Origin of the sequence: Mesorhizobium sp. M0833 (assembly GCF_040319905.1) — a bacterium.
Classification (GTDB): domain Bacteria; phylum Pseudomonadota; class Alphaproteobacteria; order Rhizobiales; family Rhizobiaceae; genus Mesorhizobium.
The window spans coordinates 1-25,292 of the sequence record NZ_JAMYOQ010000003.1 but is presented as its reverse complement, the minus strand read 5'-3'; the positions used below and the strand labels follow the sequence as shown (position 1 = coordinate 25,292).

The 25,292-nt window shown below is 61.8% G+C and carries 17 protein-coding genes and 2 pseudogenes; 10 read left to right on the top strand and 9 right to left on the bottom strand.

All coding sequences use genetic code 11. The annotated features are described in order from the left end of the window. Window positions 1-2: 2 nt before the first annotated feature. Genes NKH98_RS04230 through NKH98_RS04215 form a run of 4 tightly spaced genes read right to left on the bottom strand, consistent with a single transcriptional unit; the run spans window position 3 to window position 4,266 of the window. Window positions 3-1,100 (bottom strand): ABC transporter ATP-binding protein, encoded by a 1,098-nt coding sequence (locus NKH98_RS04230; RefSeq protein ID WP_352664522.1) that lies wholly within the window; start codon window positions 1,098-1,100, stop codon window positions 3-5. 10 nt (window positions 1,101-1,110) lie between these two features. Then, the gene (locus tag NKH98_RS04225; protein WP_254817037.1) at window positions 1,111-2,013 is read right to left on the bottom strand and encodes a carbohydrate ABC transporter permease; all 903 of its coding nucleotides are present in this window, start codon (window positions 2,011-2,013) and stop codon (window positions 1,111-1,113) included. After that, window positions 2,006-2,944 (bottom strand): carbohydrate ABC transporter permease, encoded by a 939-nt coding sequence (locus NKH98_RS04220; protein ID WP_254817038.1) that lies wholly within the window; start codon window positions 2,942-2,944, stop codon window positions 2,006-2,008. Before NKH98_RS04220 ends, NKH98_RS04225 begins: the two co-directional genes overlap by 8 nt. A 56-nt stretch (window positions 2,945-3,000) precedes the next feature. Next, complete coding sequence (locus tag NKH98_RS04215; protein WP_352478369.1) at window positions 3,001-4,266, bottom strand: ABC transporter substrate-binding protein; 1,266 nt, start codon at window positions 4,264-4,266, stop codon at window positions 3,001-3,003. 101 nt (window positions 4,267-4,367) lie between these two features. On the opposite strand from NKH98_RS04215, the gene NKH98_RS04210 reads away from it, so the two are divergent. The 6 genes from NKH98_RS04210 to NKH98_RS04185 all read left to right on the top strand — a co-directional run bounded on the left by NKH98_RS04210 (window position 4,368) and on the right by NKH98_RS04185 (window position 19,107). Beyond that, window positions 4,368-5,606, top strand: coding sequence for an ROK family transcriptional regulator (locus tag NKH98_RS04210; protein ID WP_352896822.1), 1,239 nt, complete (start codon window positions 4,368-4,370; stop codon window positions 5,604-5,606). 258 nt (window positions 5,607-5,864) lie between these two features. Further along, a complete protein-coding gene (locus NKH98_RS04205) occupies window positions 5,865-6,602 on the top strand; it encodes a 4'-phosphopantetheinyl transferase family protein (protein WP_352506259.1) in 738 nt (245 codons plus the stop codon). 273 nt (window positions 6,603-6,875) lie between these two features. Continuing rightward, the gene (locus tag NKH98_RS04200; protein ID WP_352896820.1) at window positions 6,876-16,043 is read left to right on the top strand and encodes an SDR family NAD(P)-dependent oxidoreductase; all 9,168 of its coding nucleotides are present in this window, start codon (window positions 6,876-6,878) and stop codon (window positions 16,041-16,043) included. A 57-nt stretch (window positions 16,044-16,100) separates the two neighbouring features. Then, a complete protein-coding gene (locus NKH98_RS04195) occupies window positions 16,101-17,237 on the top strand; it encodes an efflux RND transporter periplasmic adaptor subunit (RefSeq protein ID WP_352478377.1) in 1,137 nt (378 codons plus the stop codon). Further along, the gene (locus tag NKH98_RS04190) at window positions 17,234-18,382 is read left to right on the top strand and encodes an ABC transporter permease (protein ID WP_352478379.1); all 1,149 of its coding nucleotides are present in this window, start codon (window positions 17,234-17,236) and stop codon (window positions 18,380-18,382) included. Before NKH98_RS04195 ends, NKH98_RS04190 begins: the two co-directional genes overlap by 4 nt. After that, entirely contained in the window at window positions 18,382-19,107 is a 726-nt protein-coding gene (locus NKH98_RS04185) for an ABC transporter ATP-binding protein (protein ID WP_352478380.1), read from the top strand. Before NKH98_RS04190 ends, NKH98_RS04185 begins: the two co-directional genes overlap by 1 nt. A 150-nt stretch (window positions 19,108-19,257) precedes the next feature. Here the strand turns inward: NKH98_RS04185 and NKH98_RS04180 are convergent, their stop codons facing one another. Continuing rightward, entirely contained in the window at window positions 19,258-20,217 is a 960-nt protein-coding gene (locus tag NKH98_RS04180; protein ID WP_352897126.1) for a DMT family transporter, read from the bottom strand. 396 nt (window positions 20,218-20,613) lie between these two features. Here NKH98_RS04180 and NKH98_RS04175 point away from each other — a divergent pair, with 396 nt between their 5' ends. Beyond that, on the top strand, window positions 20,614-21,963 hold the full coding sequence (locus NKH98_RS04175; RefSeq protein ID WP_352896818.1) for a PQQ-dependent sugar dehydrogenase: 1,350 nt from the start codon (window positions 20,614-20,616) through the stop codon (window positions 21,961-21,963). A 94-nt stretch (window positions 21,964-22,057) separates the two neighbouring features. Continuing rightward, a pseudogene (locus tag NKH98_RS04170) lies at window positions 22,058-22,236 on the top strand (FAD-dependent oxidoreductase); the annotation flags it as partial. An 81-nt stretch (window positions 22,237-22,317) separates the two neighbouring features. Here the strand turns inward: NKH98_RS04170 and NKH98_RS04165 are convergent. After that, on the bottom strand, window positions 22,318-22,569 hold the full coding sequence (locus tag NKH98_RS04165; protein WP_352896817.1) for a hypothetical protein: 252 nt from the start codon (window positions 22,567-22,569) through the stop codon (window positions 22,318-22,320). 418 nt (window positions 22,570-22,987) lie between these two features. On the opposite strand from NKH98_RS04165, the gene NKH98_RS04160 reads away from it, so the two are divergent. Together NKH98_RS04160 and NKH98_RS04155 are read left to right on the top strand one after the other, a co-directional pair. Further along, entirely contained in the window at window positions 22,988-23,647 is a 660-nt protein-coding gene (locus NKH98_RS04160) for a L,D-transpeptidase (protein WP_254817044.1), read from the top strand. A gap of 10 nt (window positions 23,648-23,657) precedes the next feature. After that, window positions 23,658-24,170: an OmpA family protein gene (locus NKH98_RS04155; protein ID WP_352896815.1), complete on the top strand. Its 513-nt coding sequence runs from the start codon at window positions 23,658-23,660 to the stop codon at window positions 24,168-24,170. Here the strand turns inward: NKH98_RS04155 and NKH98_RS32980 are convergent. From NKH98_RS32980 to NKH98_RS04145, 3 genes and pseudogenes are all read right to left on the bottom strand, one after another. Further along, complete coding sequence (locus NKH98_RS32980) at window positions 24,068-24,301, bottom strand: DUF6894 family protein (RefSeq protein WP_502894195.1); 234 nt, start codon at window positions 24,299-24,301, stop codon at window positions 24,068-24,070. The two genes, NKH98_RS04155 and NKH98_RS32980, sit on opposite strands and share 103 nt — an antisense overlap. Continuing rightward, complete coding sequence (locus NKH98_RS04150; RefSeq protein WP_352896813.1) at window positions 24,255-25,049, bottom strand: Crp/Fnr family transcriptional regulator; 795 nt, start codon at window positions 25,047-25,049, stop codon at window positions 24,255-24,257. Before NKH98_RS04150 ends, NKH98_RS32980 begins: the two co-directional genes overlap by 47 nt. 147 nt (window positions 25,050-25,196) lie before the next feature. Beyond that, window positions 25,197-25,292: pseudogene (locus NKH98_RS04145) on the bottom strand (IS5/IS1182 family transposase); the annotation flags it as partial.

Genomic DNA, 25,292 nt, shown 5'->3' with positions numbered 1-25,292 from the left:
GATTACAGAAGCGCCTTGGTTGTTGGATCGAACAGACAGGCGCGCGACATATCGATGCCCAGCGTTATCGTCTCGCCCATGACGGGAGCGTCGTCCGGCTCGAAACGGCCGGTGATCTCCAGGTCACCCAGCCTTAGCACGGCAAGCGTCTCGGCCCCGGTCGGCTCGACCAGTTCGACCGGCGCCTGCATGGACGCCACAGCAGGTTTGCGCGACTTCAGGTCGGTCGTGAAACGGTAGATGTGTTCCGGCCGGATACCGAGCACGACGTCCTTTGGCGCACCGGCGGGCATCGGCGCGGCAAGAGCAAGGCTGGCGTCGCTGCCGTCAGCGGCGCGTACCGAGATGCTGGTCGAGCCCGTAAGCCGGGCGGGGATGAAATTCATCGCCGGCGATCCCATGAAACCGGCAACGAACATGTTGGTCGGCCGGTCGTAGATCCGCTTCGGCGTGTCGAACTGCTGTACCGAGCCCTGGTTCATCACCGCAATGCGGGATGCAAGCGTCATCGCCTCGACCTGATCATGGGTGACGTACACCGTGGTCTTGCCGACGCGATGGTGAAGCTTCTTGATTTCGGTGCGCATATCGACGCGCAGCTTGGCGTCTAGGTTGGACAGGGGCTCGTCGAACAGAAACAGCTTCGGGTCGCGTACGAGGGCGCGCCCCATCGCGACGCGCTGCCGCTGGCCGCCCGAGAGCTGGCCGGGCTTGCGTTTAAGCAGCTGTTCGATCTGAAGGAGCGCGGCAACCCGCTGGACAGCTTCCGCCTGCGCCGCTTTTGGCACGCCGCGGCTTTCCATGCCGAAGGTGATGTTCTGGCGCACCGTCATGGTGGGATAGAGGGCGTATGACTGGAACACCATCGCAATGTCGCGGTCCTTGGGTTGCACGGAGTTAACCAGCCGGTCGCCGATCCATATCTCGCCCGACGTGACGGTTTCGAGGCCGGCGATCATGGCGAGCAAGGTTGACTTGCCGCAACCCGACGGGCCGACAAGGGCGACGAATTCTCCGGTCTTAGCCTCGAGATTGATGCCGGCAAGAATCTCGAGCGAGCCGTAGCTCTTGTGAAGGTTGCGGATCATCAACGCGGACATGGGCGACGCCTCATTTGATGGCGCCCTGGGTGAGGCCGCGCACGAAGTATTTTCCACCGAACAGATAGATCAGCAGCGGTGGCAACGCGCCGATCAGCACGGCTGCGCTCATCACATCGTAAGCACGCGCGGTCGTGCCGCCGGCCGTGAGCGCGACCAGTGCCGCGGTAATGGGCTGCTGCTGGCCTGATGTGAAGACGACGCCGAACAAATACTCGTTCCAGATGCCGGTGAACTGCCAGATGACGGTGACGATCAGAATGGGCGGCGACAGGGGCAGGATGATCTTGCGGAAGATCCGCCAGAAGCCGGCGCCGTCAATGCGTGCCGCCTTGATCAGGTCGTCCGGTATGCTGACGTAGAAATTGCGGCAGAACAGGGTGGTGAACGAGATGCCCTGGACGACGTGGATCAGCACCAGCCCATATGTGGAATTGGTCAGGCCGAGCTTGCCGAGCAGGAACGCCCACGGCATCAGTGAAATCTGGCCGGGCATGAATACGCCGAGCAGCATCAGATTGAAGATCAGTTCGGAACCCCTGAAGCGCCATTTGGAGAGGATGTAGCCGTTCATCGCTCCGAGAATGGTCGAGATGATGGTGGCGGGGATCGTCATCGCCAGCGAGTTGAAGAAATTGCGCTTCATGCCCTCGCAGGTACCGCTGACGCAGTAGGATCCCCAGGCCTGCGCCCATGCATCGAACCGGAAGCTGCGCGGTACGGAGATGAGGCCGTTGCGGGCAATCTCCGACTGCTCGCGCAACGAGTTGAAGATCACCACCAGCAATGGCACGAGATAGACGACCGCGAAAAGCGTCAGCACGGCATAGACAAGGAAGCGGCTCCAGAAATGCCGGCGCGTGGCAGCGGCTTCCTCCGGATCAAAACGGGCATTGGGGGCAACTTCAGCCATTGCGGCCCTCCGCCCGCCGGCGCCAGACGATCCACAAGGAGTACGGCACCAGCACCACCGCGACCGCCGCGAGCATCATCATCGCCGCGGCGGCACCCTCGCCGATTTGGCCGCGCTGGAACATCAGGTCGTAGACATAGATGGCGGGGAAGGTCGTGGACACACCTGGCCCGCCACGCGTCAACGCCGCCACCAGGTCGAAGGTCTTGATGGCGAATTGTATCTGAATGACCGCCACCGCCAGGAATATCGGAGCGATGGTTGGCAGGATGACCCTCCGATAGGTCCGGAAAACCGACGCGCCGTCGATTTGCGCGGCTTTGACGAGATCCGGATCGACCGACCGCAGACCGGCCAGGAAAAGTGCCATTGCGAAACCGGACGACTGCCAGATACCGGTTATGATCACCGCATAGATCGCGGTGTTGCGGTTGGCCGTCAGGGCGAAGCTGAAGTCGGTCCAGCCAAGCCCGCGAACGAAGGCCTGGATACCGTCGACAGGGTTATACAGCCAGCTCCACACCGTACCGGTGACGATGAAGGACACCGCCAACGGATAAAGGAAGATGGTGCGCCAAACCGCCTCGCCGCGGACGCGCTGGTCGATCGCGATCGCAAGCAGCAGGCCAACCGCCATCGAGCCAACGATATAGAAGCCGCTGAACAGGAAGAGATTCGTATAGGCGATGTTCCAGCGCCGGTTTGCCCAAAGCGAAGCGTAGTTGTCCAGGCCGACGAATCCATAGGTCGGCAACAGCGACGAATTGGACAGCGAGATGTAGAGCGTCCAGAATGTGAAGACGAAAACATAGATGAAACTCGCCGCAATCGACGGCGCCAGCACCAGAATGGGCACCATCGTGCCCAGGCGCTCGCGCCACGGACGGGCGGCGGCAGCTGCGGCTGGTACAATCAGATCATGGGTGGACATCGGGCTGCTCCGGCGAGGTCTGGCCGGGGCGAAGCTCCCGGCCATCATCGGCAGCGTCACTTCTGCGCTTCGGCCGCATCCGCCATCGCATTGGCCGCGTCCTGCGCACTCATATCCGGCGTTGCTACAAACTCGGTGATGCTGTCCATTATTGCGCCGCGGACCTTTTGTGGCACCGTCATGTTGTGCGCCATCGAACGGACGAGCGTGCCGGCGGCGATCGAGGCTTGCAGATCCTTTTGCGAGAGTTGCTGGCAGGGATTGAAGCCGTTCGAAAGATCGACGTCGAGGCGGGCCGGGATGGACCCTTTGGTCTGATTGAAAATGGTCTGAAATTCGGGCGACAGGATGATGCTGGCAAGCAGCTTCTGTCCCTCGATGTAGTCCGGGTCCTTCTGCTTGAAGAACACGACCGAGTCCGAATTCAAGATGAAGCCGGGCTTGCCCCAATCGGTCGGCGCCTGGGCGCAGACATAGTCGGTGCCCTCCTTGAAGCCGCCGGCCGTCAGCAGGCCGATCGTCCAGTCGCCCATGATGTGGAAGGCGGCCTCGCCGCGGCCGACGAGATGCGACATGGTATCCCAGTCACGCCCGTTCATGCCGGGGTCCATGTACTTCGAGGTCATGGTGCGAAACTGCTCGAAGGCCTTGACCATGCCGTCGCTGCGCATGGCATCGACGTCGCCCTCGACGAAAGCTTTCCTGTAGAGATCGAGGTCCTGACCGTACACGACCACTTCGAAGACGGTCGAGTCGGTCCAGTCGGCGGTTGAGTGTGAAATGCAGATCTTGCCGCTGGCCACGATCTTGTCGCAGGCGGCGTTGAACTCCGCCCATGTCTTCGGCATCTCGTTGACGCCCGCATCCTTCATGACCTTCGGCGATGCCCACAGCCAGTTGATGCGGTGGATGTTCATCGGCGCTGCCACCCAATTCCCGGTCGGTTTCATCACCGGCAGCAATTCGGGAGCGACGACCTTCTCCCAGTTTTCCGCCTTCGCCAGGTCGTCGAGATTGGCTGTCATGCCCGTCTCGTTCCATTCGGCGATCTCCGGGCCCTTTAGCTGCACAGCGGGAGGTGCGTTGCCGGCAATCACATCGGCACGCAGTTTGGCCAATGTATTGGCCGTATGGCCTGCGATGGAGGTCTGCTGCCAGGTGCCACCCTTGGCGGTAAACATCTCGCCGAGCTTGGCGATAGCCTGGGCGTCCGATCCGGTGGCCCATTGATGCAAGAGGTTGGTCTTCGGCTCCGCGAGCGCTGTTCCGGTAATCAAGGTGAAGGCGGTAGCGGCCGCAAAGGCCGTCCTCAGGTATTTCATCGTTTCACTCCCATATGTGATGCACGGTTCGTATCGACCGCTTGTGGCCTGCGATTTGAGGTCGTGGCCGGCGAGATGCAGTAATCTCCGTTCTTTCCAAGATGACATATTTGAGCTATCAGTCAACATGCTTTGTGCTCATCATGAACAAACCTTCGCTTAGAAATTGGCTGATCGACAGGCCGTCCGCGTCGCCGGAGAGCCTGATCGTCCGATGCTTGCGCGAGCGCGGCGTGCTTTCCGCGTCGCAAATTACCCGCATTACCGGTTTGGCGCGGTCGACGGTTTCAACCGCGCTCAACGGCTTGAGAAAGTCAGGGATGGTGATCGAATCCTCGGCCCATCATGACGCGGCCAGGGGCATTGGCAGGCCGGCCACGGCATTGACGCTCAATCCCGCTGCGGGCACCTGCGTCGGTATCCACCTGGGCCTCGACGAGATGCGGTGCGTCGTCGCCGACGTCTCGCATTCTTTCGTTGCTGAACAAACTATCCCCATGGGTCTGGACTACCAGCCGCAACAGGCGGCCCAGCTTGCCAAGTCAGTAATTGCCCGATGCTACGAAGAGAACGGTCTGCCGATGGCGGGGCTCCTGGGGGTTGGGGTCTCCGTCTCGGGCCCAGTCAGCCGCGAAGGAGTGGTGCTGCGCGCGAGTATTGTTCCGACCTGGGCCGGGGTCAACATCCGCGATGTGTTCGGGCCGGTCCTCGAACAGCCGATCTTCGCCGACAATGAGAGCAACTGCTCGGCAATTGCCGAGCTGATGTGGGGTGCGGCCGTCGGCCACGACGATTTCGTGCTGTTCAAGGTCGATCTGGGCGTCGGCGGGGCCATTGTCCAGCACGGCCGGCTGGTGAGCGGCATCGCCGGCGGCGCCGGCGAATTCGGGCACATCAGCATCGATCCCGGCGGCGACCTTTGCCGGTGCGGCAATCGCGGATGCCTGGAGCTCTATGCCAGCTTTGCCCGGCCGCTCGAGCAGATTTCGCGCATCGTGCGGCGGCCGGTCACGATGAACGATGTGATCATGATGGCCGAGCAGGGCGACGTGAGGGCGCTGCGGATGATCGAGGACACCGCCGAGTTAGCCGGCCGTGGCCTTGGCCTGATCGGTTCGGTGCTCAATCCGCCGCTCATCATCATCGGCGGCCGCATGGCCTTGGCGGGCGACATTCTCCTGGCGCCACTGATCGCGTCATATGAACGCCATACGCTGATCAAGTCCCGCGATGTGGCACCTGCGCTGCGCACGCGGATAATCGTTGGCAAGCACACGGAGAACGACGCATTGCTCGGCGCGGTCGGCCTCGTGCTGCGCCACAACAGCCGGCTTCAATGACCTGACTCCGCTTCGGTTGGTACTCTGAGGCTCGTTGTTCCAAATCGGTGCGCACCCGCATCGCAGCCAAGTCCCTCCGGCCTTTGGACTGGTTCACTCTGGCGCGTTAGAGCGTGGCCGATGATGAGCGTGCCGAGAGGTGTTACAAGAATCGCGTAGGTTTATGGTGTTAACGGGCAAAGCTTGGGGAGCAGTCGTCAATGCCGTATTGCTGCAGCAGGCCGAGCCCTACCTCTCGCCCGGCCGGGAAACTGTAAGATGAAGCAAAGCGGAGTTGTCTTGCCGCACGGCGGTGGGCGGGTGGTGCCGGCTCTCGGGATCGACGTCCATGTGTGGCGGGTTGCCCTCGATGCTCCCCTTTCGCAGTCGGACATGGCCGTGCTCAATCCAGCCGAATTGACCAGGGGCGGACGGTTTGTTTTCGAGCAGGATCAGCGGCGCCATCTGGCAGCTCATGCCGGCTTACGCCGGGTGCTGTCCATGTACACCGGCCGAGCGCCGGGAGAGCTCGATCTGCGGGAGACCCCACAGGGAAAGCCGTTCCTTGCGGACGGGCGCCTCGCCTTCAACCTTTCGCATTCGGGGGATCTTGCCCTTGTGGCCGTGGCTGCCGCCGGGCAAGTCGGCGTCGATGTCGAGCGCGTCGCTCCGCGGAGCGGCGAGATGTCCATGGCCCGTTCTCTGTTCGCGCCCGGCGAGATCGCACAACTTGAGTCACTGGCGCCAGAGGCCCGCCGCCTCATGTTCTGCCGGCTTTGGACTTGTCGCGAAGCCGTGCTCAAGGCTGCCGGCGTCGGCCTCTCCGGGGTGGGACTCGAGATTGGGATGGACGGGAGCGGTGAGGCCTATATCCTCTCGCCGCCACTGGAATTGGTTGAACCCCTCAGGCTCATTGAGTTCCGCCCAAGCGCGCACCACGTGGCCGCCGTCGCCTGGAGTGCACGCAGTCCTCAGGTCGTCGCACGCCGCTTCGATTTCGACTTGGGATTGCGTTGACGCTCCGGAACGGGCCTCGGGGAACGCCTGTTTTTGGCGACGAGGATCGAGCGGACGGGTTCTCTTCAAAAGCAGCCACATCGGCCTAAAAACTAATCAAATTGGCCTAAAAAGTAATCAAATCGGCTTAAAAGACACATTTTGCGATAAAAATGCTAACCTGGCGAGTTTTGCTCTTGGAGCTTCCGTTAGGACATGCACTTAAATACGCCGTGACTTTAAGTGCGCCGTAGGTTGGGCAACCCACGGTGTATACTAGGCGGGGGTCTGGGCATGAACATTCATCGTGGGGGCGATGGCCCTCAGCAGGTCATTGAGTCAACACAGCCAATCGCAGTTGTCGGAATTGGTTGCCGGTTTCCTGGAGGAATCCAGGACGCGGACTCGTACTGGAACTTTCTCCTGGAGAAGAACTGCGGCATCGTCGATATCCCGGCGGATCGATGGAATGTCGATGCTTTCTATGATCCGGAGCCCGATGCCCGGGGAAAGATGCGGACGCGCTGGGGTGGGTTTCTTGCCAGCGACATTTTCGGCTTCGACCCGAGTTTCTTCGACATGTCGCCCCGCGAGGTGACAACGATGGACCCGCAGCAGCGCCTGGCGTTGCAAGTGGCCTTCGAGGCCGTCCAGGATTCCGAGCGCACATTGGCCGACCTGCGCCGCGGGCGCACCGGCGTGTTCATCGGAATCTCGACCAACGATTTCGCGCAGAACCTGCGCCGCGGACGTGTCGGTGGTGGGGATATTTTTGCCGGCACCGGTTCGGCGTTCTCGATCGCGGCCAACCGAATATCCCACCGTTTCGATCTGAAAGGGCCGAGTATCGCCGTCGACACGGCATGCTCGTCGGCGCTCGTTGCCATCGACCAAGCGGTGCGCCACCTGAGCACCGGCACCTGTGAGACGGCGCTCGCCGGCGGCGTCAACTGCATGCTCGATCCAGGCCCGTTTATCGCATTCTCCAGCGCCAACATGCTTTCGCCGACCGGCGGTATCTACACCTTCGACGAAAGGGCGGACGGGTTCGTGCGCGGCGAAGGCTGCGGTTTCGTTTTGCTGAAGCCTCTTGACCGGGCAATTGCCGACGGCGACCGGATCTATGGCGTGATCCGTCATTCGATGGTCAATCAGGACGGGTATACGCCCACCCTGACCTCGCCGAGCGGGGAAGCACAGCAAGCGATGCTGGAGGCGCTGGTGGAAGGCGCCGCCATCGATCCGGCCGATGTCGACTATGTCGAGGCCCATGGGACAGGCACGCCGGTCGGCGATCCAATCGAGGCGGCTGCCATCGGCCGCGTGTTCGGTGTGAATTCACGGTCAAAGCCGGCCTATGTCGGATCGTTCAAGCCCAATCTCGGCCACCTCGAATCAGCGTCCGGTATTGCGGGTTTCATCAAGACGGTGCTGACGGCGGGAAAGGGCATCGTGCTGCCGAACCGGAATTTCGAGCGCCCGAATCCGAGCATTCCGTTCGACGCGCTCAACATCGCTGTAGCAACGACGCCGACGCCGATCGACCATCACGGCCGGCCGGTCCTGGCCGTCGTCAACTCCTTCGGCTTTGGCGGCACCAATGCCTCCATCGCAGTGGAAGGATGGCGGGGGTTGTCCGCGAAAGCCAACCGTGCGCCAAGGCCCGTGATAGCCGGCCATCCGATAGCCGTCCCGATCTCGGCCGGCAGCACGGCCGGACTGGAACTGTGGGCAGGCCGTCTGGCCGATGCGCTGGAGGAGGGGGGCTCCCTTGCGAAGACCCCGGTCGAAGACATCACCGCCCATTTGAGCAGCACGCGCGATAACTTCGCGCAACGGGCCGCGCTCATCGTCGAGCCGGAGCGTGCCGCGCTCCAGGCCCAACTGCGCGCATTAGCTAAGGGAGCCATCGAGCAAAGCGTGGAAGGGCCGACCATCATCACCGGGAGGGGATCCAACCGTCGGCTCGCCATCGCCTTCTCGGGCCAGGGCGGCCAGTGGTGGGCCATGGCGCGCCGCCTGTTGAAGGAAGACCGTGCGTTTCGCCGAACCGCCGAGATGTTCGACGAGGTGCTGCGTCCGATGGTCGGCTGGTCGACCGTCGAGGAGATGCTGCGGGACGAGACAAAGACCCGCATCAACGATGCCGACGTTACCCAGGCATCCATCTTCACCACGCAGATATCCCTCTACGAGCGCTGGACAAAGGCCGGCGTGCGGCCTGAGCTTTTGATCGGCCACAGCTTCGGCGAGGTCGCGGCCACGTACGTTTCAGGTATCATCGATATCGAGACGGCGGCTCGCATCATTGCCAAACGCGGCCTCATCCCGCTGAAGAGCGAGCGGCGCGGTGCAATGGCCACGATAGGGCTGACGGTCCATCAACTCGAACCTTTGCTGCCCGGTGACGAAAGCGTTGTCATTGCCGCCTACAACGGCCCGATCGCGCAAACGATTTCCGGCATGGAGGACGCGGTGCTTGGCGTGCTGGCCAAGGTCGCGGAAGCCTATCCCGATGCGACGGCCCGCCGGATGACCATGGATTTCGGATGGCACAGCGCGCATCTGGAAGACTGCAAGGAATGGTTCCTGGGCGAACTGGGTCCGGTCGCCTGGAAAGAAGGCCGTCTGCCGATCATCTCGACCGTCACCGGCATATTCGAGACGAAGTTCGACGCCGACTACTGGTGGGCCAATTTGCGCCAACCCGTCAGCTTTACCAGGGCCTTGGATTTCACCCTCGATTTCGGCATCAATACTTTCCTGGAAATAGGTCCGCACCGCACGCTGACGCCGCTCATCCGAGGCATCTCGCAGGAGCGCGGGGTAGACGCCGCCGCGGTGAACTCGCTCGATCGCAAAACTGACGATTTCTGGACGCTGGCGCGGGCCGAGGGCAGCCTTCATGTTGCCGGCGTCGAATTCGACCGGCCGAAATCGTTGAGTGGCCACGTGGCCGTTCCCAAGTTACCCTGGAACAACCAGCGCCTGCTGAATACATCCGAGGAAACCAAGAACTTCCTGTTCGAGGCACCCCGGCACGCACTGCTTGGATGGCGCGACTTCACTGCGGCGCCGTCCTGGACGAACGAAATCACGCTCAGAGGCTTCAAATTCCTGGCTGACCATCGGGTCAGCGGCGATTGCCTCTTCCCGGCCGTCGGTTACATCGAAATCATGGGGGCCGCACTGCGCGACCATTTCGGCTCTGAGTCCGTGGAACTGCGTGATTTCAAACTGTACGAAGCGCTTTCCATCGCGGAGGACGACGTCGTACTGTTTACGACGACGTTCGATCCGGTCGGTAGCAGGCTGCGCATCGCCACGTTCCATCGAGGCTCGGAGGATGGCTGGAGGACGCGTGCCGAAGCTTATGGCTTCAGCCACAAATATGAACTTGCAGCAGCTCCCGCCGACCTGCTGCTGGATCGCCCGAACCTTGTCGAAAAGACGGAATTCTACCGTCTCGCCGAACGGCACGGGCTTGAATACGGTCCCTATTTCCAGTCGGTGAACGCACTCGACATTGTCGGCGACCGCCTGGTTGCCAGGCTGTCAAGCAAGGATCCCAACTTGGCGAAGCAGTATTTCGCCTTCCCCGGATTGCTGGACGCGGTGCTCCAGGCCGGCATCGGCCTGGCTTCGCATCGAGACGGCGTGTGGGTTCCAGGTGAATCGCTGCCGCCGGCTAATGAAGACAAGGCCCAGTATCAGTTGCGCCTGCCAACCGGCGCCCGCAAGATCCTGCTGGGCGCTCCTTTGACGCCCGAGGTGATCGTCGACATCCAGCCGGGTCTCGACCCGTACTCGATGCGGTTCAGCGTGTTCTCGCCGGAAGGGCAGCCGCTCATCGTTCTCGACAACCTTCAGACAAAGGCGCTGGGCAAGGTCAGGGGCAGCAGGGCCAAGCAAGGTGCCGGCTCGGGCTCCAGTGTTTTCGAGGAGCATTTCGAGAAGCAGGAAGCCAAACCGGCAGCGCCCTCATTGCGTTGCGCCCACTGGTTGGTGGTGGGTGATAGAACGCAGCGCCTCGAAGCGACATTGGCTGAGTTGGTTAGCCGCGGAGCGACGGTCGAGGTCGCAAACCCCGCGCCGTTCCTGAACCTCGATGCGGATGAAGCGCTCGCCACGATCCGGGCATTCATGACCAAATCGGGTGGGACAGGTGGCATCCTGTTCAGCGCCGCCACCCCCGAAAAACTCAACGACAAAGCAGGCGGGGACGAGCTTCTCGCCAGGATCACGCCTATCGTGCACCAATTGATCACGCTTGGAAAAGTCATCGACCGGCTGCACAGTTCGTCCGAACCGCGGCCCGAACTGGTTGTCGTCACGTCCGGCAGCCGGCTTGTGCAAGGTGACCAGCCGATGAGCCTTTCAGGCCTGAGTGAGAGCGCCTTAATCGGCATTGCTCGCACAATGGCAAACGAGTTCAAAGGTTTGGGCATCCGCCTTATCGATGCGGATCCCACATCGCTGCAGTCGGGGGTGAGCATTTCGGGCGCCGTGCTGGAGGAAACCACAGAGACGGAATTCGTCCTGCGCGGCGCCGAACGCTATGTCCCGCGGCTGGAGCAACTGGCTTTGCACGAAGTGGCGCCGTTGCGGCGGACGCTGGAGACCGCGCGGGATTCTTCCAACTTCGCCGTCACCATGACGGGGCCTGGCACCATCGACAACATAGTACTACGCGAAATCGCCGATCCCGAATTGGCGCCAGACGAGGTCATGGTCGAGGTCGCCGCGGTCGGACTGAACTTCCGCGACATCATGGCGGCCACCAGCATCTTGCCGGACGAGTTGGAGAATGACGACGCATATTGGCGCAATCTCGGGCTGGAGTTCGCCGGCACCGTCCGCAGGGTCGGCGAACGGGTAACCAACCTCAAACCCGGCGATCGCATCATGGGCATGGGCAAGGGCTATCTCAGACGCTTCGCCAAGCTCCGGGCGGATCTCGCCATGCGCGTACCCGATGGTATTGATCTGATCGAGGCCGCGACCCTCCCGACAGCCTTCCTTACCGCTCACTACGCTCTCAAACATATCGGCCGATTGGCACAGGACGAAACCGCGCTGATCCATCTGGCTTCGGGTGGTGTCGGGCTCGCCGCCATCCAGGTCGCGCATGATGTGGGGGCTCGAGTCTTCGGCACCGCAGGCAGCGACACAAAACGCGCCTTCCTGAAGACATGGGGCGTGGATGAGGTCATGAACTCGCGCGCTCTCGATTTCGCCGACGAGGTGCGTTCCTTGACGCGTGGCCGCGGCGTCGACGTGGTGCTGAACGCGCTGTCTGGCAACGGCATCGACAAGAGCCTGGAGTGCCTGGCTCCCTTCGGCCGGATGGTCGAAATCGGCAAGCGCGATCTCGCCGACGACAAGCCCATCGGGCTTCGCTCGCTTTATCGCAACAACGCCTATTCGGTCATCGATCTCTCGACGCTCCCCGTCGAGAAGGAGAGCCTCTTCAGGCAATTGCTGGCGGAGGTGGAGGCTAAGGTTGCCGCCCGCGTCTATAAGCCGTTGGAGGCGACCCGCTTCCCGGCATCGCGCGCGGCAGAAGCCATGCGCATGCTTTCGCGAGCGCTGCACATCGGCAAGGTGATCGTCACTTTCGACGAACCTTCCGTGGACATCGAACTTGACCTCGGCGCACAGTTCGCCGTCTCCGCTCAGGCTTCCTACCTCGTCACTGGTGGGCTCAAGGGATTTGGCGTTGCGATCGCCGAGTGGCTCAGTCAGAAAGGCGCGGGAACCATCATCCTTGCCAATCGAAGCGGTGTTCCAGATGCCGAAGCGGCTGTGGCCATCGAGATCATGGAGCAACGTGGCACGCGCATCGTTCGCGCCGCTCTGGACGTGACCGATGCTACCGCCGTCGGCAGGCTGATCGGCGAATATGCTGGGGGTGACGCTCCTCTGCGCGGCATCGTGCACGGCGCCGCGGTGATCGAGGACGCTTTCGTCTCGCAGCTCGATGCAGGCAAGATCGACCGCGTGCTGAGGCCGAAGATAGCCGGCGGGTGGAACTTGCATGTCGCCGTTGTCGAACACGATATCCCGCTGGATTTCTTCGTGAATTTCTCTTCGATCGCGCAGGTTATCGGTTCGTCTGGGCAGGCCAACTACACAGCGGCCAACTCTGTTTTGGACGCAATCGCCACGTACCGCAGGGGTCGCAACCTGGCCGGCTCGTCCACCGCCTGGGGCATGATCGCCGGCAGTGGATTCGTTGCCAGGTCGGAAGCAATGACCAACTATCTCGATAGCGTAGGCATCAAGCCGGTTCAGGATTCTGAAGCGGCGGCGGCCCTGTCCTATCTTGTGCGCGCCAGATCGGAGAATCTCGGCTTTGCCAATATCGACTGGGCTGCGATCGCACGCACGAACCCCGGCGCAGCGACGAATCCGAGGATTTCGCCGCTGCTTGGAGACAGAACCGGAGGGCGGTCTCGCATTCAGGCCGAGCTTGCGGCCGCGCCGCGCGAGGCGTGGGACGACCTGCTCGCCGACATGATCCGGCGCGAAGTGGCGAAAGTCCTCAAGGTCGAGGCAAGCGCCTTGGCGGATGACCGCAAACTCAGTGAGCTCGGTCTCGACTCCCTCTCATCGTTCGAACTGAAAAACCGCGTCGAGGCTCAGGTCGAAGTCGACATCCCTGTCGCCAAGTTCCTGCAAGCGCCGACGATCGCGGGACTGTCGCGCCTCGTTGCTTCCGCTTTTGAGGCGAAACTGAAGGCGTCCGCCTTGCAGGTCCTGGCCGCACAAGCGAGTTCCGATGGCGTTGCAGCGCAGGAAGCCTTCCGGCCTCTTGGCCGTCAGGTCAATGCGATGATGCTGGATGGACTGCCGATGTCGTCGGCGGTCGCAAAGGCGGACAATCAGATCCTGGTCGAGACGAGTATTGAGCCTGGCGTGTCGCTGGCCGCGCTTGCGACAAGATTGGCGCGACTGGTCGAGCGACACGACGCGCTCCGGATGACCGGTGCGATATCGGCGTCCGGCGCCGTGGAGATCGGCTTCGAGGCTCAACCGATTGTTGAAGTGCTTTCGCCGGGCGGTCGTTTGGGCGATGTGGCGCTGCCTGGTCCGCTATGGCGGATCGGCGCGTGGCAGCGGCAGGATGGCGGTCACGATCTACAAATCCGGGCTCATCGCGCGGCTGCCGACACGTTGTCGGTTCATCTTTTGCTTGCGCAGCTTGTGCAAGACGAAGCAGAAGCGGTCGAAGCAGGGCCTAGTTTTACCGACTACGCGCGCGCAGCTCATCCGATGCCCGGATCGAGCGAGTATCGTCGCGACCTCGCCTATTGGAAGGAGATACTTCACCACGCGCCTGCGATCGCACCGATCCCCGGCCGCAGTCGTGCCGCGTCTCCCGTCGGTATGGGAACCAACAGGGGCCGTGTCGGGTTGCTGGAGATCACGCTTCCAGCAGCAGCATTCGCGTCGGGATCGGAGTTGCCGGCCGCGCGCTTTCTGGCCGCCTATGCCAAGGCCTTGGCAAGCCGCCTCTCGCTCCAATCAATCGTCGTCGACCGCTGGTATAGCGAGCGCGGGCAGGGAGCACCAAGCGGATTGATAGGCCCCTTGGATGGGTCCTATCCGATTGTCCTGCGAGCCATGAATGAACTCGGTTACGATCTGCTGAGGAAGGTCGAGCGTGCCGACGCAAACGGCCACGCGCATCGGTCAATGGATACGTCGTCTCTGGAACTGGCGCTCGAAGAAGATCTGCGCATTCGCCATGTTTCGCTGCGCCAATTCGGCTTCGCTTTTCTCGACCGTAGCCAAGTTACGGCGCTCGCCGCCTTGGACCATCCTCTCGATGCGATCCCCGCATCCGCGCACGAGATACAATTGTCCGCAGCGACCAGCGAAGCCGGCGTTGTCTGCCGGCTGACCGTGGATCTCGACGTCGTCGAAGAAGCAGCAGCGCGGTTGCTACTCGATCAGTTTCTCGACGAGCTTTCCTCCGAGCTCGAAACGTCAGGCCGCCTGGTGCCCATCGCAATGGGCTGGAGTCTGCGCGAGTGGTCCGGTCAGCCGAGTGGAGGCCAGGATGTCGAGCGCTCACCGCTCGACGGCGTCCCCAACGTCGAAAGAGAGATAGCAGTAACTAGCACGCAATTGGGATTACTGCGTTTCCAGGAACATCCAGACGCGACTTCGCATGCGCGTGCCGCATTCATTGTAAGCAAGGAGTTCAAGATCCGGCCGCAAATGGACGCCGATCGTCTCAGACGGGCGATCGAAACGGTCATGGCGCGACACGAGGTGATGCGTACCCGGTTCTTCCGCAAGGGGGCTAGATACGGCGCGTATCTGGAAAGGACGCCGACCGATTTCTTCAGGGTCGAGCAAGTCGCCGACGAATCCGAAGCGTTGGAGCGCGCAACCGAACTCGCGCAGGAAGGCATAGATATCCAGGCGCCGATGTTCCGTGTCACCGTCATCCGGTTCGGCTCCGAGAGCGACCTTATCGTCGCCAAGGCACATCATCTCGTTATTGACGGCTATTCCCTCGGCCTCATCGTCGAGGAAACAGTCAAGGCTTATCTCGGCCTGCCTCTTGATCCGGTGGAAATGAGTATCGACCGATTCATCCGGGATTTCGACCATGTCGGAAAACCCGGTTCGTTCGAACGGCGCGACGCATTCCTGCGCAAGGTATTCGCCGAGCCCTTGCCGCAAATTCCCAATCTCGGGCGCAAGGCGAAAGGCCGGCGGACGAATGTCAACCTGATCGATTGCAGCCTTAGCGAGGACGTGACGCTCTCGATAACCAGCGACCAGCAGGATGCGCTGCGCAAGCGTGCCAGGGCAGCCGGCACGACGGAAACGGCCATGATCATCGCGGCCTTTGCGCAGACCATCGGGGCGCGCGGCGGCGTGGACGATATGGTGATGCAGGTTCCAGCAGCCTTGCGCCACGACCGGCGGCTGGAGAACTATGTCAATTTCGTCGCCTCGGACGTCCCCGTGCGTGCGCGGCTGTCGCGGTTCGAGACAATCGAAGCGCTAGCCGGCTCGCTCGGAGAAGGGATCGAAGAGGCTATCCAGTTCGCGCCCTTCATGGATTCGAACTACTTCGGAGACGTGCATGACGAAGTCGTGGCCAAGGGCTCCTATACCTCCCTCTTCGTCGCCGGCACCCAAACAGTCGACAGATGGACACGCGCCACACAGTCGGCCCCCCTTCAAAGGGCCCATGCCGGTGGCGAACTTGATCTCGGCATGTTCAAAGTGACGCCCCTGCCTGACATGCGACGAGAAAAACCACGTACCAGCGAGATGGATCTGCGTACCTTTCCGACCGCGAACGGTCTTGGTCTGACCTTGATATTCGACCAATTGGGCTATGACCGTGCAGAAGCAGAAGATATCCTGAGGGAAGTCATCGAACGGCTGTTGGCTGGGCAACCGGCGGTCGATGCAGCCGAGCAGGCGGCGATATAGTGATGCGTCGATTCAGGGTCAGCGGGGCCGGTGGAAGCCGGTGCAGGTAAAAGGCACGTGATTCGCTTCATCTTAATCTTGTTTGCCGTTCTGGCGGCAGTCGGGCTCTTTTCTGGTTGGTATATCTGGCCTGCTCAGGTGGAGTCCTATGTCGCCCAGCGAAGGCTGATCGCGCGTGAAATCGCCGGACCCGGCCTCCTTGGTGCAACCAACCAGGTCGTCGTGACGGCAAGGATCCAGGCATTCCTGGCCGACGTTCGCGTCGACCGGAATGACGAGGTAAAGACCGGCGATATCCTCGCCACGCTAAACGCGACTGAAATCGAGTATCAGCTTGCCGCAGCGGTCGCCAACGACCGGGCCGCGGCGGAGAGCGTGCGCGAGGCCGAATTGGAGCGTGACCGGCTGGTTATCGCCGCCCGTACTGCAAAGGCAGATCTGGATCGCAGGAAGAGCCTGCTCGCCAGCAAATCGATTTCTCAGGCCGAGTTCGACCTCTTCGAAGGCACCCAGAAGCAAGCCGAGGCCGCATTGGCGCGAGCGACCGCTAGCATCGAGCGCGCAAAGGCCCAGGCCGCGGCCGCCTCCGCCGAGGTCGAGCAGATACGGAGCCGTTTCGGCGAAACCTCGATACGCTCGCCTGTCAATGGGGTGGTGGTTTCCCGCAGCCGCACGGTGGGAGACCTGCTTTCTCCGGGCGTCGAACTGATGCAGATCGTCGACCCGACGTCATTGCTGGTCATGGCGCGCTTCGACGAATCCGCGATGGGGTCGCTTCGGCCGGGGCAAGTAGCCAAAGTCACCTTCTCATCGGATCCGCAACGGCCCTACGCTGCTTCCATTGCGCGGATCGGCCGGCAGGTCGATCAAGAGACGCGCGAGTTCACGGTCGATCTTAAATTGCGCGAGGTGCCGGCGAACTGGGCTGTGGGTCAGCGTGCAAGCGTCACCATCCAAGCGGAATCGCCGTCACCGGGCATCGCGGTGCCACAGCGGTTCCTGGCGAGAAACCAGGGACGGGTGGGTCTTTGGATTGCACATGACGGGCGGGCCTATTGGGCTCCTGTTTCGCTGGGCTACTCCAGCGGCACCGATATCGAGATCACGCGCGGCCTAAAGGTCGGCGATGTCGTGCTCAGTCCGACAGGCCGCTTCCAGTACCAAGCGGTTAACCTCCAGGCATTGAGCAGGTGAATCTCGCGGTCAAAGATATCAGGCATAACCTGCTGAGGTTCATCCTGACCGTTTTCGGCGTCGGCCTGCTGATGGCGGCGACGATCGGCATGCTGGGCATGTATCGCGGCATCGTCTACGAAGCCTTGATCGTGATCGACGGCATTGGTGCCGACCTCTGGGTCGTCGAAGGGGGAAAGTCCGGACCGTTCGCCGAATCCTCCGCCGTACCGGCCAATCTCGATCGCCGCGTGGCCGGTGTGGCCGGTGTGGCGGCAACGCGGCGGTTCATCCAATACAACCAGCAGTTCGAAATTGACGGGCTTCCGCTGCGAATGTCCGTCACTGGTGTGGACTATCCAAGCGACAGTGGCAGCTGGATACCGTTGATCGCCGGCCGGTACTTCCAATCAAATCGCTACGAGGCCATAGCCGACAAGACTTTAGGCCTGGTTGTGGGTGACGAGATCCGGCTTGGACGAGATAGCTATACGATTGTCGGCGTGTCGGCCGGGCAGGTCGACATGGGTGGCGACGGATTGTTGTTCGTCACCATCCCGGACGCGCAGGTCATCAACCGACTGCTGCCCAGCGAGGCGATCCTCCTCAACCGTGCGGCCAAGGGCAAGACGCGCATGGGTCTCGGCGACGAGACCGGAAGTGTCGCTGCGGTCATCGTCGAAACTCTCCCGGGCGCTGACAAGGAGGTCGTGCGTGACTCGATCAAACGCTGGGGCGACGTCGAGGTCCTCACGCAGCAGGACCAGGAAACGCTTCTACTGGACGGCCGCCTCGGCAAGCTCCGCGTCCAGATCCTGGCTTTCACGACGATGACGCTGCTGATCTGCTGCGCCGTCATAGCACTGACCATCTATACGATGACAATCGAGAAGGTCGCGCAGATAGCACTTCTGAAGCTGATCGGCGCCCGTGACCGGGTGATCATCGGCATGATTGCGCAGCAGGCGGGGTTGATCGGCTTTTGCAGCCTCGTTCTGGCCATAGCCATCTCGTTTACGATCTATCCGAGATTTCCGAGAACTGTGCTGATGACCGAATCCGATCTTGGCGTGTTGTCGTTCGTGCTGATGGCACTCAGCCTTGCGGCCAGCTGGTTTGCGATTCGTCGCGCGCTCGCGGTCCGTGCCCAGGAAGTGTTGGCCTGATGTCGAAGCGCCGCCTCGCCACGCTGGAGGTTCGGAACGCCAGCAAGGTCTACGAGAGCGGCGGCTCGCCGGTCACCGCGTTGGCGGCAGGTTCGCTGACCTTGAGCCCCGGCAGTGTTACCGGCATCGTCGGGCCCAGCGGCTCCGGCAAGACGACGCTGCTGATGATCGCCGGTCTGCTGGAGACACCGACAACGGGAGAGGTCCTGTTCGACGGTAAGGTGATTTCGCGTCCCGGTGCGAAGCTCAACGAGCTACGGGCCTTCAGGCGGACCCATCTTGGGTTTGTGTTCCAGAAGGCGAACCTGATCCCCTTTCTCACGGCCGCCGAAAACATTGCCATCGCCATGCAGGTCAACGATGTCGGTCGCCAGCAGGCGCAGGCGCGAGCCAGCCGGCTTCTCGCCGCGTTGGGCATCGAACATCGCGGCTCCAATTATCCTTCCCAACTTTCCGGCGGCGAACAGCAGCGCGTTTCAATCGCCAGGGCCTTGGCAAACGATCCCACCGTTATTCTAGCCGACGAACCTACCGCCGCACTGGATGGTACACGGGCGGAGATGGTGATGAAGGTTTTCAGGCATCTGGCGGACAGCCGCAATGTCGCGATCTGTGTTGTGACCCACGATACGCGCTGGAAAACTTATTTCGATTCGATGCTCGAGCTCGAGGATGGGCGGGCACGAGAGCCGTCTCCCTTTGGCATGATGGCTGAACGGCATTGATCACCGCTCGACGCGGCCATGGCGGTGTTCCCGCTGAGAAGATGTTATGGCGATCCAACACGCGCCGCCTTCAATGTCATGGGCTGCACCGGCCGAAAGGACTGTCAAAGACTTACGAGTTGCTGGCCGCAGCGGCGGTGCTGAGGTTCACTACGCGACACGCACCGTGCGCTGCCTCGGCTTGATCGCGGTGGCGAGCAGCAGGCCGGCGATGATGAGGGCGGCGCCGGCGAGATCGTAGTCGTGCAAGCTTTCGCCGAGGAACAGATAAGCGAGAACGGCGACGAAGGCGGTCTGCAGATAGAGCAGCATGCTGGCGCGCCCGGCGCCAAGCGTCTCGACGCTACGGTTGTAGAGATAGTACATCAGAGCGCCGCCCGGGCCAGCAACATAGGCGAGGGCCAGCAGGCCGTTCGCATGCAGCGCCGAACGATCCCCGGAAAACAGTTCCCAGAGATAAAGGGGCAGTGCGGCCAGCGCGCCGGCTCCCAGCAGCAGGACCACCATCGGCAGAAGCTCGATAGCGAATTTGGCTCGACGCAGCAGCACGGTGTAGAGGCCCCAGCAAAACGCGCTGCCGACGATCCACAACTCGCCGGGATTGAACTGCAGCTGCATCAGCGCGGCAAGGTCGCCGCGCGCCACGATCAGCACCATCCCGGCCAGAGCGACCAGCGCTCCAAGCGCTTTCCAGACACCGAGGGGCTCGCCGAGCACGAAGCGGGCAAGCACCATCGTCATGATCGGCGACAGCGCCATGATGATGCCGGCGGTTGTCGCGTTGGTGTAGTTGAGGCCCGTGTAGATCATGCCCTGACACAAGGTCAGCCCGATGGCGCCGATGACCAGCACCTCGATCACCCGGGAATGGATCAGCACGAGCATCGCCCCGTGATGACGATGGACGATAGGCAGCAGGATCGCGCAGGCAAGCGTCAGCCGCCAGAAGCAGAGCGCCCAGGGCGGCATCTCGGGGGCAACCCACTTGGCGGCGATATAGACGCCGGCCGACAGGAGCCAGCAGAGCGTCGCGAGGGAATAGGCGAGCGGAAGTGATGCGCCGGGTGTCGCCTTCGCTACACTTGGATGTGCTATCGGCAGCGATTGGATATCCGTCTCCTCCCATCGCAGACTTTAGCAGATTTGCAGCGCCTTGCTAAGCAGCGACAACAGCTGTTTCACCAGCCAGTGCAATCGGTGGGTCATTGTGGGTCCCGCCGTTCACGGTCTCGTTCCATTCCAACGCATGTTGGCCCATGAGCAACTCGATACCGAAAAGCGCAAGCCGTATCGATTTCGCGCGATACGAATGTGAGATTCATATCGCGCGACAGATATTCGGGCGGTTGCCACAATCTCCTCGCGCCATATTTCTACCGAGAGCAGATCTGTCGCGAATTCCTGGCCCTCGGATCACGCGCCGCTGTTTCGAAGCAATTGGAAGAATAAGCCACTGACTTCCGTTTGCACAAAGAGCGCGACACAGATCCATGCGGAGGACGTCCGATGCATGCCGGCTTCCGAGGAAGCGTACTCGTGGCGGTATTGGGAGCCGTCATGGCGAGCTGCGTCGGTATTCCGGCGCAAAAAACCGGGCCGGCGCAAAAAACCGGGGCAATAACCGGCTATGGCCCCAACCCCACTTTACCGAAACCAAGACCGACGCTGATCCCGACGGTTAACATCGCCGAGGCGAAAGGCTGGCAGAAAGGAGGTATGCCGACCCCGGCGAAGGGGCTGGCAGTGAACGCCTTCGCTACCGGCCTCGACCATCCGCGCTGGCTGCATGTGCTTCCGAACGGCGACGTGCTGGTTGCTGAAACCAATGCCCCTGCCAAGCATGACGAAGGTTTCAGTCTTAGAAAGGTCTTCATGGACCTGGCTATGAAGCGGGCCGGCGCCGCGACCAAAAGCGCCAATCGCATCACGCTCCTGCGCGACACCGATGGCGACGGCATTGCAGATGTGCGAACGACGTTCGCGGAAGGCCTCAATTCGCCGTTCGGCATGACGCTGTCCAAAGGCAAGCTCTTTGTCGCGAATACCGACGCGCTCGTTGCTTTCCCCTACTCCAACGGCCAGACCCGAGTCAGCACATCGCCGGAAAAGATCATCGACTTGCCGGCCGGGGACCTCAACCATCATTGGACCAAGGACGTGATCGCAAGTCCGGATGGACGCAAGCTCTATGTCACCGTTGGTTCCAACAGCAACGTTGGAGAAAACGGCATAGCCGCGGAGAAGAACCGCGCCGCCGTTCTTGAAGTGGATCGGTCTACCCGCCGCACTCGAGTCTTCGCCTCGGGCCTGCGCAACCCGAACGGGCTCTCCTGGAATCCTGAAACTGGCGAGCTTTGGGTCGCCGTGAACGAGCGTGACGAAATCGGCGACGACCTTGTGCCGGATTACATGACCTCGGTTCGTGACGGCGCTTTCTACGGCTGGCCCTACAGCTACTACGGACAGAACGTCGACGAACGCGTCAAGCCGCAGCGCCCCGATCTCGTGGCGACGGCGATCAAGCCCGATTACGCCCTGGGCTCTCATACCGCCTCGCTGGGACTGACCTTCTCCAAAGGCGCCCGGCTCGGTCCGGCCTACGGCAACGGCGCCTTCGTCGGCCAGCACGGCTCGTGGAATAGAAGCGTGCATAGCGGCTACAAGGTGATCTTCGTGCCGTTCCGTGGTGGCAAACCGAGCGGCCCTCCGAAAGATGTGCTCACTGGCTTCATCGGGCGTAATGGCGAGGCGATGGGCCGTCCGGTCGGCGTAGCTATCGATCAGACTGGCGCACTGCTCGTCGCCGACGACGTCGGTAATGTCATCTGGCGGGTCCGCCGGGCGAATGGCCGTTGAGCGCAGGTGCCTTTCTGATTCCGACCTCAGCCTTCGGCTACAGCGCCACGCCCGATATGACTTCATTCGGCTGCGACTTCGATGCAAATGCCAGGTGACGACACCGCGCCTGCCGCATGTCGGCCGCTACGGCGAGGTCTATTTTGCGCATGGCTATTCGGGCCAGGGGTGATCCTGTCGACGCTGCCGTTCCCCGGCGGCACGGCGCTGAGCGGCCCGCTCCACGTGCTCGGCATGCTTTGGTACGCACTGCGCGACCGCATCAAACATTGAGCGCAGGCAGTGGCAACTTCTGTCCCGCAGGATCAAGCCTGCGTAGCCGGGACGCCGATAGACTTGCCTGCTTTTCCGCAGCTAATAGATCGATATGATTGCAGGATTAACCATTTCATAGCCTAGGCGCGGCTCCGATTTGCCTTTCGAAATCCCGCTGGAGACAGTTCCGGTTGAACTGCGATCCAGCTTTGTTTCCCTGGTTTTCTTGATCGTGCTGCGCGACACGTCGGCGCAGGCCGACGCGGTGTTGACCACCCTCTTTTTCTCGTGCGCAACGGCTGCGGTGGATACGGCAATCACCATTGCCGCACAAATAATCGCCAATCTCATTGATTCCCCCCTTAGAGCACCGCAAACGTGTGGTCGACTGCCCTGAGACGCCGGCGAAGAGGTTACTCGCGCCTGACCAGTCCATGCGGCTTCCGACTGCCCAAGAATGTAACTACATTAGCTGCAGCGCAAGTAACCATTTCGGACTAGGCAACGCTGCCGGCCAGAGGTTCGGAATCACCAAAGTCGACGGCGGGATTTGGCTCGTCTCCGCCATGCACATACGTGCTCAAGGCTAACTCGGCGCAGCTTCGTTGCGGCACCGGCGGGCGCGTACAGCGGAGTGCTGGAATGGCAGCTATTCACCTCCCCGCCAGTCCGCTTCCGGCGGACTGCAGCAACGCGGCATTTTCCACTTTGAGGCGAAATAATTCTCAACTATGGTTGAGCTAGGCTTTTGGCATGGGGGATATTGCCGATGGTTTTGTCACGCAGGGGTGTCGTGCTCGGCGGCCTGGCGCTGGTCGCGGTGGGTGCAACCAGCAATATTGCTCAAGCCGCGGCGGCAAAATCCTTTTTCGCGGGTACCGCCAGCGACAACAATTTTGTCTATCGCAAGACCAACTTCGCTAAGATCGACAAGAGATGGCATCGCCAGATCGTCAAGTATTTCAGCAGCGAGCCGGTCGGCACCGTCGTGGTCGATACCCGCCACCATTTCCTCTACGTCATTATGGAAAACAAGACCGCCATCCGCTACGGCGTCGGCGTCGGTAAGGACGGCTTCAAATGGTACGGCCGCGCGACGATCGACCGCCGCGCGCTGTGGCCGGATTGGGTCCCGCCCCCCGAAATGCGTAAGCGCAGGCCGGAACTACCGCCCATGATCGCAGGCGGCGCGTCCAACAATCCGCTCGGGCCGCGCGCGCTCTATCTGCACCGCGACGGCGCTGACACCGGCTACCGCCTGCATGGCACGCTGGAGCCATGGAGCATCGGCACCGACGCTTCCAGCGGCTGCATCCGCATGTTCCCGGAAGACATCATCGACCTCTACCAGCGCTGCCCGATCGGCACCGCGGTGCAGGTCCTGCCGCACATCGCCGACCAGGCGCCCGCTTCCACCACTGTCGAATGATTGGCGCCTCATGAACCGTATGATTGAAAACACGCGCCGGCTGCTCGCTGCCGGCCTGCTGATGCTGGTCGCATCCTGCTCGACCAGCAACACGCTCGCCCCTTCCACGCCTGACCTCACCAACACCGAGGTTGCCGGCTTCCAGAACGTGCAGCCGGGCAGCGAGGAGGATTTTATCCTCAATGTCGGCCGCCGCACCTATTTCACGCAAGGTTCGGCCGCGCTCGATTCTGTCGCCAAGGCCACCCTCGACACCCAGATCGCCTGGTTAGCAAAGCATCCGCGCTGGCTGCTCAAGCTGCAGGGTTTCGCCGACGATCCCGGCGCAAGTGAAATGGCGCTGTCACAGCAGCGCGCCGATGCGGTGATGGACTACCTCGCCGCCGGCGGCATAGACCGCAACCGCATGTGGGCCAAGGGCTACGGCAAGGACAGGCTCGTCCGTGACTGCCCCGACACCGCCTGCAGGTCGCAGAACCGCCGCGTTGTGTCTAATTTGCGCGATGAGAGGGACGAGTCGTAGAGGCTGTCCATGCGGGTTCGGAAGACGAGATCGTGCGCGGTGGCGAGCGCATGCTCGCGCAGATCCTCCACGTTTGCCAGTTCGTCACCTTCGTGATCGGGTATCAGCCGACCGCGGTAACGAATGTTCATGAAGTAACGCAAGTCCGCCACTCATCTCTCTCTCGCTTGATCGGGAACTGGAATACGTTGGAGTATTCCCTCTCGGCGAGCCGTAGGACTGGCCGGCGATCTGTTCCAGCTTCGCTCGATCCCTCATCCTGACGCGACCACGCGTGGCCCTGATCGCACCGGCGCCCTCCAGCATCTGCACTGCAAGTGTCACGCCCGGACGACGCGCGCCCAGCATAATGCTCATGAATTCGTGGGTGATGGGCATGTCGTCCTGCTCTAGCCGGTCGTGCGTCATGAGAAGCCAGCGCGCGAGCCGCTCCTCGACGGAGTAGCCGGCGTTGGCATAGGCCGTCTGACTGACCTGCACGATGAAGGTATGCACGAAACGCAGAAGGAGCGCGCGCAGCGCGGGGCTATGGTCCATAGCGGCCTGTAGCTCGCCCGCCCCAATGCGGAATGCTTCGCCTGCGACCTGGACCAGGCAGGTGTGCGGCGAACGGTCCACGCCGAGCACGATGGGGGCACCCACCAGGCCCTCCGATCCCACCATGCCGACCTCGAACCGTCCTTCCCCGGTGTCGGCGACGATTGAGGCAACCCCATATTCGGGGAAGGTGACATGGGTGATCCTTTGATCGGCTCTGAACAGATGTTCGCGCAGTCCAAACGACACCGCCTCCAGGTGCGGCTGCACCAGGACAAAGTCGTCAGGCGACAACGAAGCCAGCAGACGGTTGCGAAGGATCGATTGCTGAAGCTGAGCCATGCCCACAGCCTCCGTTTTGGAGCAAGAGCACGAGCACACCTCAGCCATTTCTCAGCCGCTTGCGCCCTAACGATCAGCAAGCGATCGTATCCTCCTCAGATCCTTGCGAAGCAATGGTGAACGCATTTTTCAGCGTCAGATCGGAGCTTAGGACGTAGACTCATTACCGCGTAGCCAGATTCGGATTGCGACGAGTTTGAGGGCGGCGAGATAGTTCTCAGCCAGTTTGTCGTAGCGGGTCGC